General features: G+C 76.4%; 16 protein-coding genes. 3 read left to right on the plus strand and 13 right to left on the minus strand.

Annotated elements, in window-relative coordinates:
- The first annotated feature begins 200 nt into the window (after positions 1 to 200).
- Positions 201 to 632: a GNAT family N-acetyltransferase gene (locus tag ACIQI7_RS01295; RefSeq protein ID WP_401103709.1), complete on the plus strand. Its 432-nt coding sequence runs from the start codon at positions 201 to 203 to the stop codon at positions 630 to 632.
- An 80-nt stretch (positions 633 to 712) separates the two neighbouring features.
- Positions 713 to 1,177 carry a hypothetical protein gene (locus ACIQI7_RS01300; protein WP_401103711.1) on the plus strand — a complete coding sequence of 155 codons (465 nt, stop codon included), beginning with the start codon at positions 713 to 715 and terminating at the stop codon, positions 1,175 to 1,177.
- A 19-nt stretch (positions 1,178 to 1,196) separates the two neighbouring features.
- Here the strand turns inward: ACIQI7_RS01300 and ACIQI7_RS01305 are convergent, their stop codons facing one another.
- The 4 genes from ACIQI7_RS01305 to ACIQI7_RS01320 form a co-directional block, all read right to left on the minus strand.
- Complete coding sequence (locus tag ACIQI7_RS01305) at positions 1,197 to 1,469, minus strand: hypothetical protein (RefSeq protein ID WP_401103712.1); 273 nt, start codon at positions 1,467 to 1,469, stop codon at positions 1,197 to 1,199.
- Positions 1,470 to 1,567: 98 nt separating this feature from the next.
- The gene (locus ACIQI7_RS01310) at positions 1,568 to 2,137 is read right to left on the minus strand and encodes a TetR/AcrR family transcriptional regulator (protein ID WP_387757327.1); all 570 of its coding nucleotides are present in this window, start codon (positions 2,135 to 2,137) and stop codon (positions 1,568 to 1,570) included.
- A 71-nt stretch (positions 2,138 to 2,208) separates the two neighbouring features.
- On the minus strand, positions 2,209 to 3,600 hold the full coding sequence (locus tag ACIQI7_RS01315; protein ID WP_401103715.1) for an amidase: 1,392 nt from the start codon (positions 3,598 to 3,600) through the stop codon (positions 2,209 to 2,211).
- Complete coding sequence (locus ACIQI7_RS01320; protein WP_387757324.1) at positions 3,587 to 3,796, minus strand: hypothetical protein; 210 nt, start codon at positions 3,794 to 3,796, stop codon at positions 3,587 to 3,589. Before ACIQI7_RS01320 ends, ACIQI7_RS01315 begins: the two co-directional genes overlap by 14 nt.
- Positions 3,797 to 3,968: 172 nt before the next feature.
- Between ACIQI7_RS01320 and ACIQI7_RS01325 the strand changes: the two genes are divergently transcribed.
- The gene (locus ACIQI7_RS01325; RefSeq protein ID WP_401103718.1) at positions 3,969 to 4,859 is read left to right on the plus strand and encodes an MBL fold metallo-hydrolase; all 891 of its coding nucleotides are present in this window, start codon (positions 3,969 to 3,971) and stop codon (positions 4,857 to 4,859) included.
- On the opposite strand, the gene ACIQI7_RS01330 is transcribed toward ACIQI7_RS01325, so the two are convergent.
- The 9 genes from ACIQI7_RS01330 to ACIQI7_RS01370 all read right to left on the minus strand — a co-directional run bounded on the left by ACIQI7_RS01330 (position 4,829) and on the right by ACIQI7_RS01370 (position 12,262).
- On the minus strand, positions 4,829 to 5,962 hold the full coding sequence (locus tag ACIQI7_RS01330) for a PP2C family protein-serine/threonine phosphatase (protein ID WP_401103720.1): 1,134 nt from the start codon (positions 5,960 to 5,962) through the stop codon (positions 4,829 to 4,831). The two genes, ACIQI7_RS01325 and ACIQI7_RS01330, sit on opposite strands and share 31 nt — an antisense overlap.
- A gap of 238 nt (positions 5,963 to 6,200) precedes the next feature.
- Positions 6,201 to 6,596, minus strand: a complete 396-nt coding sequence (locus ACIQI7_RS01335) for a low affinity iron permease family protein (RefSeq protein WP_401103722.1) — start codon at positions 6,594 to 6,596, stop codon at positions 6,201 to 6,203.
- Between the two features lie 355 nt (positions 6,597 to 6,951).
- The gene (locus ACIQI7_RS01340) at positions 6,952 to 7,317 is read right to left on the minus strand and encodes a hypothetical protein (RefSeq protein ID WP_401103724.1); all 366 of its coding nucleotides are present in this window, start codon (positions 7,315 to 7,317) and stop codon (positions 6,952 to 6,954) included.
- A 57-nt stretch (positions 7,318 to 7,374) separates the two neighbouring features.
- Entirely contained in the window at positions 7,375 to 7,599 is a 225-nt protein-coding gene (locus ACIQI7_RS01345; RefSeq protein ID WP_401103726.1) for a hypothetical protein, read from the minus strand.
- A gap of 28 nt (positions 7,600 to 7,627) precedes the next feature.
- A complete protein-coding gene (locus ACIQI7_RS01350; RefSeq protein ID WP_401103728.1) occupies positions 7,628 to 8,992 on the minus strand; it encodes an NADase-type glycan-binding domain-containing protein in 1,365 nt (454 codons plus the stop codon).
- Between the two features lie 3 nt (positions 8,993 to 8,995).
- Positions 8,996 to 9,559 carry a phage tail protein gene (locus ACIQI7_RS01355; RefSeq protein WP_401103730.1) on the minus strand — a complete coding sequence of 188 codons (564 nt, stop codon included), beginning with the start codon at positions 9,557 to 9,559 and terminating at the stop codon, positions 8,996 to 8,998.
- Positions 9,556 to 11,514: a putative baseplate assembly protein gene (locus tag ACIQI7_RS01360; protein WP_401103732.1), complete on the minus strand. Its 1,959-nt coding sequence runs from the start codon at positions 11,512 to 11,514 to the stop codon at positions 9,556 to 9,558. The genes ACIQI7_RS01355 and ACIQI7_RS01360 overlap by 4 nt, the downstream gene beginning before the upstream one ends.
- A complete protein-coding gene (locus ACIQI7_RS01365; RefSeq protein ID WP_401103734.1) occupies positions 11,514 to 11,948 on the minus strand; it encodes a GPW/gp25 family protein in 435 nt (144 codons plus the stop codon). Before ACIQI7_RS01365 ends, ACIQI7_RS01360 begins: the two co-directional genes overlap by 1 nt.
- Positions 11,945 to 12,262 carry a PAAR domain-containing protein gene (locus ACIQI7_RS01370; RefSeq protein WP_401103736.1) on the minus strand — a complete coding sequence of 106 codons (318 nt, stop codon included), beginning with the start codon at positions 12,260 to 12,262 and terminating at the stop codon, positions 11,945 to 11,947. Before ACIQI7_RS01370 ends, ACIQI7_RS01365 begins: the two co-directional genes overlap by 4 nt.
- Between the last annotated feature and the right edge of the window lie 22 nt (positions 12,263 to 12,284).

The raw sequence follows: 12,284 nt of genomic DNA on the forward strand, positions 1-12,284 counted from the left end.
GCGCGGCCGCTGGCCGAGGCCGTGGAACGCGCCGGCGAGGAGAGGAATCCGCATGTCCGCCTCCGACGGGGTGGGCTCGGGGAACCCGGCGATCATCGCCCCCGCCCCCGCGGCCCCCCGCCCGGTGCGGCATGTCGTGCCGCGCGTTCACCCGAGCGGCCGGGGCCGGCCGACAGGGCCGAGCGGGTAGCATGTAAGTCATGAAGCCGATTAGCGACCCTTACGAGATCCGTCCCGGCGTCCCCACCGTCGAGGTCTTCCGCCGCCTGCGCACTGACGCCGGCCTCTCCGACAAGGCCCCCGAGGCGGTCGCCCTCGCCCTCCCCAACACCTGGTACGGCGTGGTCCTCCACCACGAGGGCGAGCCCGTCGGCATGGGGCGGATCATCGGCGACGGCGGCACCGCGTTCCAGGTCACCGACATCTGCGTCCACCCCGCCCACCAGGGCCGCGGCCTCGGCCGGCGCATCATGGCCGCGCTCACCGAGGAACTGGAACGCCGGGCACCCGCCACCGCGTACGTCTCGCTGATCGCGGACGGCCCCGCGCGCTTCCTCTACGAGAAGTTCGGCTTCGCGGACACCGCCGCCCACGACTCGATCGGCATGTACCGCCTGATGGGCGCGAGCTGACGGCCCCACCGGCGACGGTGTCGGCGGCCCGGTGTGAACTGGCCGGTGCCCGATCCGCACGCGATCCCGGAGGTGCCGCCATGGCCCGTCTGTACGTCCGTCCCGGCCTCGACCCGGACGAGCCGGACGCCCCGGTGGCCGTCCTGGTCGTCGACCCGGACGGCACCCCCGGGGAACGGGCCGTGGACCGGCTCGGCGCCCACTGCTACGAGGGCGACGAGGTCCGGCACCTGGTCCGTACCGACGGCTGGGCCGAACACGCCTACGCCGACGGCCGGCTGACGGTCGCCGTCGCCGTCCACCCGGCGGTCCTGGAGCGCACGGAGACGGACCCGGCGGGCTTCCCGCTGCGCTCGGCCGCCGACCCGCGGGCCGTGGTCGTCCTGCGCGCCGGGACCGCCGTCGACCCGGAGGCGGCCGACCGGCTCGCGGAGGGCACGGTGGTCCTCACCGCCGCACCGGACCTCCCGCTCGACGGCCTTCTCGGTCCCGACGGCGACTGGCCGATGCTGCTCGCCCCACCGCCGGAGCAGCCGCTTCCGTAGCCGGCGTCCGGCGGCCGGGTCAGAGCGGCAGGCTCTGCCAGGTGTCGAAGGCGGTGGGCGTCCGGCCCGCGCGGTAGTGGACGCGGCCGTCCGTACCGATGGCGAACACATGGAGGACGCCGTCGCCGTCGACGACCGCGGACGGGTGGTCCAGGACGCTGCCGCCGAGGTCCTGCCAGGCGCCGTAACCGGAGTTCGGCGCCTTCTGGGCGGTGGTGCTCACGCCGCCGCCGCGGTTGCGCTCGAACAGGACGACCCGGCCCCCGAGGCCGGCCGCGGCCGGCTCGCCCACGCCCCCGGTCCGCCGAGCGCGGCCGGGACGCACGGGCCCGGGCGGCACCGCGCACATCCGGGTTCCGGCCAAGGGGTTTGACGGTCACTCAGGTCGGTTCACGGGGCGTCGGGCGCGTCGAGGAGACCGGCCACCAGCCGGCGGGCGTAGGCGGCGTCGAGGCCGGAGGGGCGGAAGAGGATGCGGTACATCAGGGGGGCGACGAGGCGGTCCATGGCGGTCTCGACCCCGGGGGCGTCCTCGCCGCGGGCGCGGGCCCGGGCGAGGACGAGGTCGAGCTGCTCGGCGGCGTAGGCCGAGCACTGGCCGGCGTTGCCGCCGTCGGGGTCGCCGAGCAGGGCGTCGCGGACGTAGGCGCGGCCGGAGGCGGAGCCCATCTCGTCCAGGAACTGTTCGGTCCAGGCCGTGAGGTCGGTGCGCAGGTCGCCGCGGTCCTGCGGCTCGGTGTCTGGGCGCAGCCGCTCCACCGCGACGTCCGACAGCAGTTCGGCGAGATCGCCCCACCGGCGGTAGACGGTGGACGGGGTGACTCCGGCCCGCTGGGCGACCATCGGCACGGTGAGCTGCTCGCGGCCGACCTCCGCGAGCAGCTCGCGCACCGCGGTGTGCACCGCTTCCTGGACCCGGGCGCTGCGCCCGCCCGGGCGGACCATCTGCCGAGGACTCATACCGTCATCTTAAAGCGCCGCGCATTGCGTTAAGACGGGGCGCGGGACGAGCCCTCTCGGTCCGGAAGGCTTCAGACCACCGGGGCGGGCGTCCACGCGGGCTGCGTCCGCTCGTAGGCATGGCCCACCCGCAGCAGCGTCCGCTCGTCGAACGGCCGCCCGAGCAGCTGCAGGCCGATCGGCAGGCCCGCCGCGTCGCGGCCGGCCGGGACGGACAGCGCGGGCACGCCGGTGACGTTGGCCGGGGCGGAGAGCCGGACGTAGGCCTCCGAGACGCTCTCGGTGGTGCCGTCCGGCCAGCCGACCGTCTGCTGGCCGGCCCGGACCGCCGTCGTCGGCACCGTCGGGGCGGCGATCACGTCGACCTCCGCCAGGGCCTGCGCCCACGCCGCCCGGATCAGCGTCCGGGCGCGCTGGGCCCGCAGGTAGTCGCCCGCCCCGATCAGTTCGCCGGCCTCCAGCAGGACCCGGACGTCCGCCTGGTACAGCTCGGGCACGGTGCGCAGCGTGCGCGCGTGGTAGGCGGCGGCCTCCGGCGCGGTCAGGCCCCAGAGGGTGGGCACGAGGTAGCGGGCCATCGGGATGCCGACCTCGACGGGCCGGGCGCCGAGCGCCTCCAGCCGGGCGACGGCGCGGTGGACGGCGTCCGCCACCTCGGCGTCGACGTGGTCGACGTAGTGGTCGCGCGGCACGCCGACCCGCACGCCCGTCAGATCCGGCTCCCGCTCCGGCCGGTAGTCGACGGCGGGGGCGGCCACCGAGGCCGGGTCGCGCGGGTCGTGCCCGGCGAGGGCGGCCAGGACCAGGGCGGCGTCCTCGACGGTGCGGGTGATCGGCCCGACGTGGTCGAGCGACCAGGACAGCGAGGTCACGCCGTGCCGGGGCACCAGCCCGTAGGTGGGCTTGAGGCCGACCACCCCGTTCAGCGCGGCGGGCACCCGGATCGAGCCGCCGGTGTCGGTGCCGAGGGCGAAGGTCGCCGTCCCGGCGGCCACCGCGACGGCGGATCCGCCGCTGGAGCCTCCGGCGACCCGGCCGCCGTCCCGGGCGTTGCGGGTCTGCGGGGTGGTCAGGCCGTAGGCGAACTCGTGGGTGTGGGTCTTGCCGGCCAGGACGGCGCCGGCGGCCCGCAGCCGGGCGGCGACGGTGCTGTCGGCGGCCGCGCGGTGGCCGTCGCGGACCCGGGAGCTGGCGGTGGTGGGCGTTCCGGCGACGTCGATCAGGTCCTTGAGCCCCACCGGGACGCCGTGCAGCGGCCCCCGGTAGCGGCCCCGGGCGATCTCCCGCTCGGCCTCGCGCGCCGCGTCGCGGGCCTGCTCGGCGGCGACGGCGACGTACGCGCCGAGGTGCGGCTCCACCCGGTCGATGCGGCCGAGGACGGAGTCGACCAGCTCCACCGGGGACAGCCGCCGCTCCCGGATCTCCGTCGCGGCGGCGGCGAGGGTCAGCTCATACGGCCGCATCGGGGTGCTCCTCTCCCGCGCGGTAGGCGGCGGCGGGCGGGGTGTCCCCGAAGTCCAGCTCGCGCAGGACGGCGACGACGGAACGGATGTGCTCGGCGGTGGCCGCGACCTCGGCGTGGCGCTCGGCGGGGAGGTCGAGTCCGGCCCGGGCGGCCCAGCGGGCCGCCTCGGGCGGGGTGAGTTCGGGGGAGGACATGGACGCGCTCCTGATCGTTCGGGCGGGGCGGAAGGCGGGGAGGCGGGGAGGCGGGGTAGCCGAGTGAGGCGCCCGCCAGCACCAAAAGCTAAGCGTTTGCGTTAACGCGACTGTAGGTTCTACCGTCGCACTAACGCAAACGAATGGCTTTTACAGCGGAGGAGCCTCCCCCATGCCCCCTGCCCCTACCCCGTCCTGGACGGTCGGCGACCTCACCGTCCACCGCATCGACGAGGTCCCGCTGCCGCCCGCCACCGGACGGTGGCTGCTGCCCGGCGCCACCCCCGAGGTGGTGGCCGGCCAGGACTGGCTGCGCCCCCACTTCGCCGACGCCGACGGCGTGCCGCGCCTGCACAGCCACAGCTTCGCCTTCGTCCTGGACGGGCTTCGGGTGCTCGTCGACACCGGCATCGGCAACGGCAAGCAGCGGGCCGACCCGGCCTGGCACGACCTGCGCACCGACTACCCGCGGCGCCTCACCGCCGCCGGCTTCCCACCGGACGCCGTCGACCTGGTGGTCCTCACCCACCTCCACGCCGACCACGTCGGCTGGAACACCCGGGAGGCGGACGGCGCCTGGGTGCCCACCTTCCCCCGCGCGCGGTACGTCACCGCCCGGGCCGAACGGGAGTTCTGGGCCGGGTACGCCATGGAGGAGGCGCGCCGGCAGATGTTCCGCGACTCCGTGCTCCCGGTCGAACGGGCCGGCCTGCTGGACCTGGTCGACGTCCCGGCCGAGGGCCTGCGGCTCCTCCCCGGCCTGCGCCTGCTCCCCACCCCCGGCCACACCCCCGGCCATGTCGCCGTCGAGCTGACCAGCCGGGGCCGGACGGCGCTGATCACCGGCGACTGCGTCCACCACCCCGTCCAGCTCGCCCATCCCGCCATCGGCGCCTGCGTCGACATCGACCCCCGGCGGTCGGAGACCACCCGCCGGGAACTGCTCGCCTCCCTCGCCGGCACGGACACCCTGCTGCTGGGCACCCACTTCGCCCCGCCCACCGCCGGGCACGTCCTCGCCCACGGGGACGGCTACCGGCTGCGGCCCGTCCCCCCGGTCTGACCGCCGCCGGCGCCGGGGGGCTCCACCCGGGGCGCCCGCACGGCGAGCAGCGCGGTGTCGTCCGCCAGCCGGCCGCCGGTGTGCCGGACGACCGCGGCGGCCACCTCGTCGACCAGGCGCCCGGGGTCGGCCGCCCCCGGAGTGCCGGCCAGCCGCTCCAGGTGGTCCCGCAGGGAGAAGAAGGCACCCGCCCGGTCGCGGGCCTCGGTCACCCCGTCCGAGACGATCAGGACCGTCTCGTCCGGGCCCAGGCGCAGCCGCCGCACCTCCGGCAGCCCGCCGGCCAGCTGGGCCAGCCCGATCGGCGCGCCGTCGCCCGGCGGCAGCTGCCGCACCCCCGCGGGGCCGAGCACGTGGGGGCTGTCGTGGCCGAAGTTGACCACCTCCACCTCCCCCGGCGCGTCGGCGGGGAACCAGACGACCACCGCCGTGGCGAACCGCTCCTCCCGCTCCCCCAAGCGCTCCACCAGCACGTTCTGCCGGTGCAGCCGCTCCTCCAGCCAGGCCGCGACGGTGGCGAGGTCCGCCTCGTGGAAGGCGGCCTCCCGGAAGCAGCCCACCAGGGCCGCCGCCGCGGAGACGGCCGGCAGGCCCTTGCCCTGGACGTCGCCGAGGATCACCCGGGCCCCGAACGGGGTGGCCAGCACGTCGTAGAAGTCGCCGCCCACCCGGGCCTCGACGTCCGCGGCCAGGTAGCGCGCCGCCGAGTCCACGCCGCCCCACCCCGGCGGCACCGGGCGCAGCACCACCTGCCGGGTCGTCTCGGCCACGCCCTGCAGATGCCGGACGTAGGCGGCGGCCTGAGCGCGGAAGCCGCTGATCGGCACCGAGAGCACGGCCCCGGCGATCACCAGCAGGAAGTCCTCGGTCCCCTGCGACTTGCCCCAGATGCTGTCCAGGGCCGGGTAGGCGGCGACGGCGAGGAGGGCGAACAGCGTGGTGGCCGCCGGCCCGCAGAGCCCGGCGGCCACCACGGGGACCATCACCAGCCAGCTGACGGACGCGAACGAGACCGGCGTGCCCGCGTCCACGCCCACCACCAGGGCGAACACCGCGAGGGGCACCAGCCAGGACCGGTGGCCGTACCGGATCAGGATCGGCATCCGCTGCCCCGGCTCCGCCACGGAACGCGCCCGCAAACCGTCCCTCCCCTTCTCGTGGCCCTCCCCCGCGTTCCCGGTGTCCGCGCGACACGGGGCCGCGGGCGGAGGCTGCGCCCACGGTACGGGGGCGGGCCCCGGCGGAGGCGGTGCGGCGGCGTCGTGGCCCCGGCGCCCGCACGTTCGGCCCAGTCCCGCCGCCGCTCCGGGCGCGCCGGGCCCAGCGCGCCGGGCCGGCGGCTCAGACCTCCTCCTCCATGCCGATGGCCTGGTCGAGTTCCGCGCGGACGCGCTCCGTCTCCTCCGTGCGGGCGCCCTCCGGGACCTGCCCGTCGATCTGCCGCAGCAGCGCGACGGCGATGGCGTCGAGCTTGCGCTGGACGGCGTGCTCGGCCCGGCGCTCGGTGTTCTTCAGCAGGGCCAGGAGCAGCAGGTTCAGTGCGGTCATGGTGTCCCCGACCAGGATCTGCCAGGACACGGACAGCCCGGCGGCGTGGACCGCGTAGAAGGCGACCACCAGGAGGACGCAGAGGGCGTAGAAGGCCGGGGCGCTGGTGAGGTTCGACGCGGCCTCCGCGAGCCGCTCGAACCGGCCCTTGCCCGACCGGCTGCGCTCCGACGGATGGCGGATGACCATGGTGATGCCCTCCTCGGTCCTCGCGACACGGCGGCCCGGCACCGGGGCGCGGCCGCCACCCAGGGCGCCTTGCCGGATCCGGGCGGGCCATGCGTCCGGCACCGCGGTTTCGTCCCGGCGTCCGCCCGGGTTCGGAAGAACGGGCCGGGGGGCCGGGGGGGGGGGGGCCCCCCCGGGGCCCCCCCGGGGGGGGGGGGGGCCCGGGGGGGGGGGGCGGGCGGGGGGGGCGGGGGGGGGGGGGGGGGGGCTGGGGGGGGGGGCGGGGGGGGGCGCCGGGGGGGGGGGGGGGGGGGGTGGCGGGGGGGGGGGGGGGGGGGGGGGGGGCCGCCCCGGGCGCCCGGCCCGGCGAGCGGGGTCAGCAGGCGTCGATGTACCAGACCGGGCCCCAGTCGCCGTAGCGGTCGCTGGAGGGGGCGCCCGGCGTGGTGTAGATCAGGTTCTTGGACTTGCCGTACATCTTCGCCCTGGTGCCGGCGGACTGGTTGTTGTACCAGGACCCGCCGCTGTTCAGGCCGTCGGGGATCTCCTGCAGGTAGCAGTCCTTGAACTTGAACTTGAGGTTGTGGAAGTTGCTGTCCGCGTATCCGCAGAAGTAGTACGCGGGGCAGTCGGCCGGCGCCGGTTCGATGACCGACTGGGCGTTCGCCGCGGGGGCGAGGAGCGTGGTCACGGCGGCGAAGCCGGCCGCGAGGGCGATGCCGGCCTTGCGGGCGAACCGCATGGGAGACCTCCTGGGGAACGGTGACGTGGTGGAGCGGGCGCGTTCGGCGCCCGGTCCTCAGTCTCCGGGGCCGCCGGGCCGCTCCTCGAGCTGATTCGGCCTGGGCCGAATCACGACCCCGGGCAGCCTGCCGAGGACGCCGCGCCGCCACGCGTCCAGCCGTGCCGCGTGGCTCCGCCGCCGCAAGGCCCTTACCGCGGCGTTGAGTTCGGCGAACGGCATCGGATCCGCCAGCCGGGTCCTGGCCAGGTCCTGGGCCGTGAAGTGGATCCGGAAGACCATGGCACCTCTCCGGTGGCGGGCGGCGGGATCAGGTGCGCTTGAAGAACTCCACCTCCGAGAGCGCGATGGCGCGGCCCGGGCCGGTTCCGGCGGCCTCCTTGACGGTGAGCCTCACCTGGGTGACGTCGCTGACGCCGGTCGGCACGGTCTGCGGGCCCGGCTGGTCGTTGAGCTGCACCTGCTGGGTGTGGACCTCGCCGTCCTCGGAGGTGACCTCCAGGGTGAGGACGACCGGCCGCCCCTGCTGCCGGAAGTGCTGCGGGTCCACCGAGTCGCCGGTGTGGACGATCAGGTCCACCAGCCGGAACGGGGTACGGAACGAGAAGGTGACGGAGTCCCCGATCGCGGGTGCGCCCCAGTAGGTGTTGCTGAGGCCGTCGTCGGCGGCCGCCGCGGGATGGCCCTCGACGGCGGCGCTCGCCGAGGTGGCGGCGGGCGTGATCGGCGCGGTGCCGCGGAGCTTGTCCAGCACGTCCTGGAAGGCCCGCTGGCCGGCCGGGTACAGCAGGATCCCGGCGACGACCACCGCGGCCAGGGCGAGCAGGGCGATGGTGCGGCGCAGCGCGTTGCCCGAGCCGCCGATCCGGACTCGGCGCCGGAACGGCCAACGGGTGCGCCACCAGGGCAGTTCGGGCGCGGCCTCGGTGGGGGTGAGCGGTGCGGCGCAGCGGCGGCAGAACTTCCGCTCGGGCAGGTTGGGCGTGCCGCACCGGGGGCAGGGCGGGCCGTCCTGGGTCTCCACGACCTCGACGGCCCGGCTGACCGGGCGGGGCGCGACGGGCTTGGCTGGCTGGACGGCCACCGGGTCGGCCTGCGGGGCGGGGGCGGGACCGGCGGTGCGCGCGGGGGCCGGCCGTACGGGGGCGGTGCCCGACCGTACGGGGGCGGTGCCCGGGCGGACCGGGGCGGTGCCCGGGCGGACGGGCTCGGCGGTGGGCGGGGGCGACGGCTCGAGGGCGGCCGGGGGCTCGGCGCCGGATGTGGGCTCGGGGGCGGCGGGGGGCTCGGCACGCGGGGCGGGCGGCTGATCCGCCCTGGCCTCGTCCTCGGCCTCCGCCTTGACGTCGTCCTTGGCCGCTCCCCCTGCCTCCGCCCGGGTGCGGGCCGTCCGGCGCGTGGCGCTCCGGCGAGTGGTCTCGACGGGTGCGGGAGCGGGCGCGGTATCCGGAGCGGGCTCGGCGGCCGGCTCCGGGGCAGGCGCGGGCGCCGGCTCGGGCTCGGCCCGCGCGGGTACGGGCGCCGGCGCGGGTACGGCCACGGGCCCGGCCGTCGGGGCGGCCGGAGCCGTCGGGGCGGCGGCGGTGCCGCGCGACCAGCCGAGGTAGGCGCCGCAGTTGCCGCAGAAGTCGTCCCCCTCGCCGTTGGCCGTTCCGCATTCGGGGCACACCGGCATCCGTCAGTCCTCCGCTCGCCCGGGTGGGCCGGGCAGGATCTCCACCCGGCAGGTCAGATGGACGGGGCAGCCTGCCCTGACGACGGACCGCACCTGGTCCTCGTCCGGTGCCTGGTCGCCCAGCGGCCAGACCCGGACCAGCACCTCGTCGGTCGGCGCGCCCGGCAGAGTGGCGTCCGGGTCGGTGGACCAGCAGGCGCCGTCGCCGTCCACGATCTCGGCTCCGGCGCCGAGCACCAGCCGCAGCCGTTCGGTGAGACCGCGCCGGGTGCCGCGCCAGCGGTGCAGTTCCACCGCGCGCTCGACCACCGCGCGGCGCACCTCCACCGGCCAGGCCGGGTCGACCTCGACCGCGACCCAGGACGCCAGCCAGTCCAGGAAGTCGGGCGGTGCGAGGGCGGGCCGGAAGTACGCGGGCAGGTTGTCCAGGGTCGCGAAGACCGGGGCGAGGACGGTGTCCAGCCCTGCCGTGAACCGCTGGGCGAGGTCGTCGTCCGCGTAGAGCGCGGGCAGCAGGTCGCCGATCGGGTGCGGGCTGGGCAGTCCGGGGACGGCGGCGCGCGTCACGACCCACCGTCCTCGGCGACGGCGTTGACCACGACCTGGTGCTGGTGGGAGAAGACCAGGGCGTCCGCCGGGACGTCGACCCGCTCGGCGGGCTCGCCCCGGCGCCCGGTGATCGGGTCGGCCGGGAACAGCAGCAGCTCCTCGACGTCCGCGACCGCGGCCACCCGCTGGAGCACCCCGAACACCTCCCCGTACTGCACCGCCCGGCCGAACTGCCAGCCCGCGCCGTCGGCGCCGCCGCACAGCGGGTTGAGGTACCGGTACAGCTCGGCGAGCACCTCCTCGCGGACCCGGTCGGGGTCGGCGGCGCGGGTGGTGAGCCGGGCCACCACCGTCACCCCCTGGTAGGAGGGGGGCTGGACGACCAGCCGGGTGCCGATCAGCCGCCGCTCGTCGAGGGCGGTCGCGATCGCGGCCAGCACCTGCTCGTCGGGGATCAGCTGCTCGAAGCGCAGCCGGTCGCCCTCGTCCGCGACCGCGTCGGGGACCACCAGCACCCGCACCGCTCCCGCCTCGCCCCCGCCGGCCGGCACGTGGACCCGGGCGGCGGACGGCGCGGCCTGCCGGGCGATCAGCTCGAAGTCCCCGGCGGTGACGGCACGTTCCTGCAGGCGCAACTGGTGCGGGGCGCGGGCCTTGGCGTTCTCGACGGTCTCGCCGTCCACCCCGCCGCGGGCCGCCTCCCGGTTGTCCACCCGGGCGACGTACGGGACGGAACTGCGCAGCACCGTGATGGTGCCGCGGGCCACGTTGCCCGCGGTTCCGCCGCCGGTGCGGTAGCGCGGGACGCGCAGCCGGGCGCCCTTGGGCGGCACGGCACCGAAGGCGCGCAGGGAACCGTCGGGCTCCCGGACGGCGGGCGGGAAGAGGAACTCGCCGGTGGTCGCGTCCAGCACCACGTGCCGGTCGGTCGGCGAGGACTCGCCGAAGTGCTCGACGACCGTCCAGCAATCCCAGCCGTCACCGGCCGAGACCTCGACCACCGGGGGTTCGCCGTCGAGCAGCACCGGCGGCCGGGCGACCCGGAAACGCTGGCCGGCGACGCCCTCGGAGGCGCCGAGCGGCGCGTCGGTGACGGTCTGCGCGTGGACGGCGGTCACGGTGCCGCCGATCGTGAACACCTCGGCCCGGCGGACGGTCGGGGACTCGGAGTAGAAGGGCTGGCCCGGCTCCGGCTCGGTGACCCGGCAGCGCAGCCAGCCTGCCCGCTGCCCGGCGGCCACCGAGGTGGTGTGCCCGGCGGGCACGAAGACCACCACCTCGCCGGGCCGGTTGAGGCCGCCGGTGGAGTCCTCGCCGGTCTCGCAGGCGACCCAGCCCGCGCCGTCCCAGACCTCCCAGGCCAGCGGCGGCTGGCGCGGGTCGACGCCGACGCCCTCCACCCGGCTGTCCAGCCGGACGACCAGGATGCAGCGCGGCACCACGGCCGGCAGGGCGAACAGCATGGCGTCCCCGGGCACCGGGTTCGGCTGGAAGCACGGCACGTCCGCGCCGTCGGCCAGCCGGGCCGTGCAGTCGGACTGCTCGCCGGAGGCGGAGACGGTGACCATCCGCTCCAGCGAGCTGGGGATGATCGGCAGGTCCTCCGCGGTGGAGAAGACCACCGCGTCGTCGGCCTCGGTGCGCAGCGTGGAGACCTCGGTACCGGCCCGCAGCAGGACCGTCTCGGTCTGCGGGGCGGAGAGCCAGAAGTCGACCTCGGCCCGGGCGGCGGCGGGCGGGAAGAGCCGGATGCCGAGCAGGTCGAGGAAGGCGGAGTAGTTCTTCTCCGGCACCCGGTTCAGCCGGTAGAGCAGCTGGTCCACCAGGTAGGCGAAGGTCTCGATCAGGGTGACGCCCGGGTCGGAGACGTTGTGGTCGGTCCACTCCGGGGCGCGCTGCTGGACGTACCGCTTGGCCTCGTCGACGAGCTGCTGGAAGCGGCGGTCGTCCAGGTTCGGGGAGGGCAGGGCCATCAGCGCGCACCCCCGTCCGTCGCGCCGGACTCCACGGCGGGGTGCTCCGGGATGGTGTAGAAGGGGAAGACCAGGTTGCGGCGGTCGTTGGTGGCCCGCACGGTGTAGTGGACGTCGATGTAGAGCGTGCCCTCCTCGACGCTGTCGAAGGCGATCACCACGTCGTCGACCTCGATCCTCGGCTCCCAGCGTTCCAGCGCGATGCGCACCTCGCGGGCGATCCGCCCGGCGGTGGTGCCGTCGCCCGGGGCGAAGACGTACTCGTGGATGCCGCAGCCGAACTCGGGGCGCATCGGCCGCTCGCCGGGGGCGGTGCCGAGGATCAGCCGGATCGCCTCCGCGAGTTCCCGGTCCCGGTCCACCATGCCGATGCCGCCGGTGGCGTTCACCCGCAACGGGAAGGCCCAGCCGCGGCCTATGAAGCTACCGGTCATGCTCCGCCCCCGATCAGCACGTTGAACGCGCCGCTGGTGACGGTGGCGCCGCAGGCCGTCTTGTCGCCCCACCGGGCCGCGGGCAGGCCGCCGATCAGCACCACGCCGCCGGTGACCGCGCCCGTCGAGGGCACCACCACGTTGCCGGGGCCCAGGGCCAGGTGCGGGGGGACGGCACAGGCGTGCAGGGTGCCGACCACCGCGGCGGGACGGCCGCCGATCAGCACGGTCGCCACCCGGGGGGCGCCCGGCGGCGGGGTGGTGAGGGCGCCTCCGTGGTCGGTGAGGTCGCCGGTCCGGGCTGCGGGGGGCATGGGCGGTCCATACCTTTCTTCG

This window comes from Kitasatospora sp. NPDC092039 (genome assembly GCF_044756065.1).
Lineage (GTDB): Bacteria > Actinomycetota > Actinomycetes > Streptomycetales > Streptomycetaceae > Kitasatospora.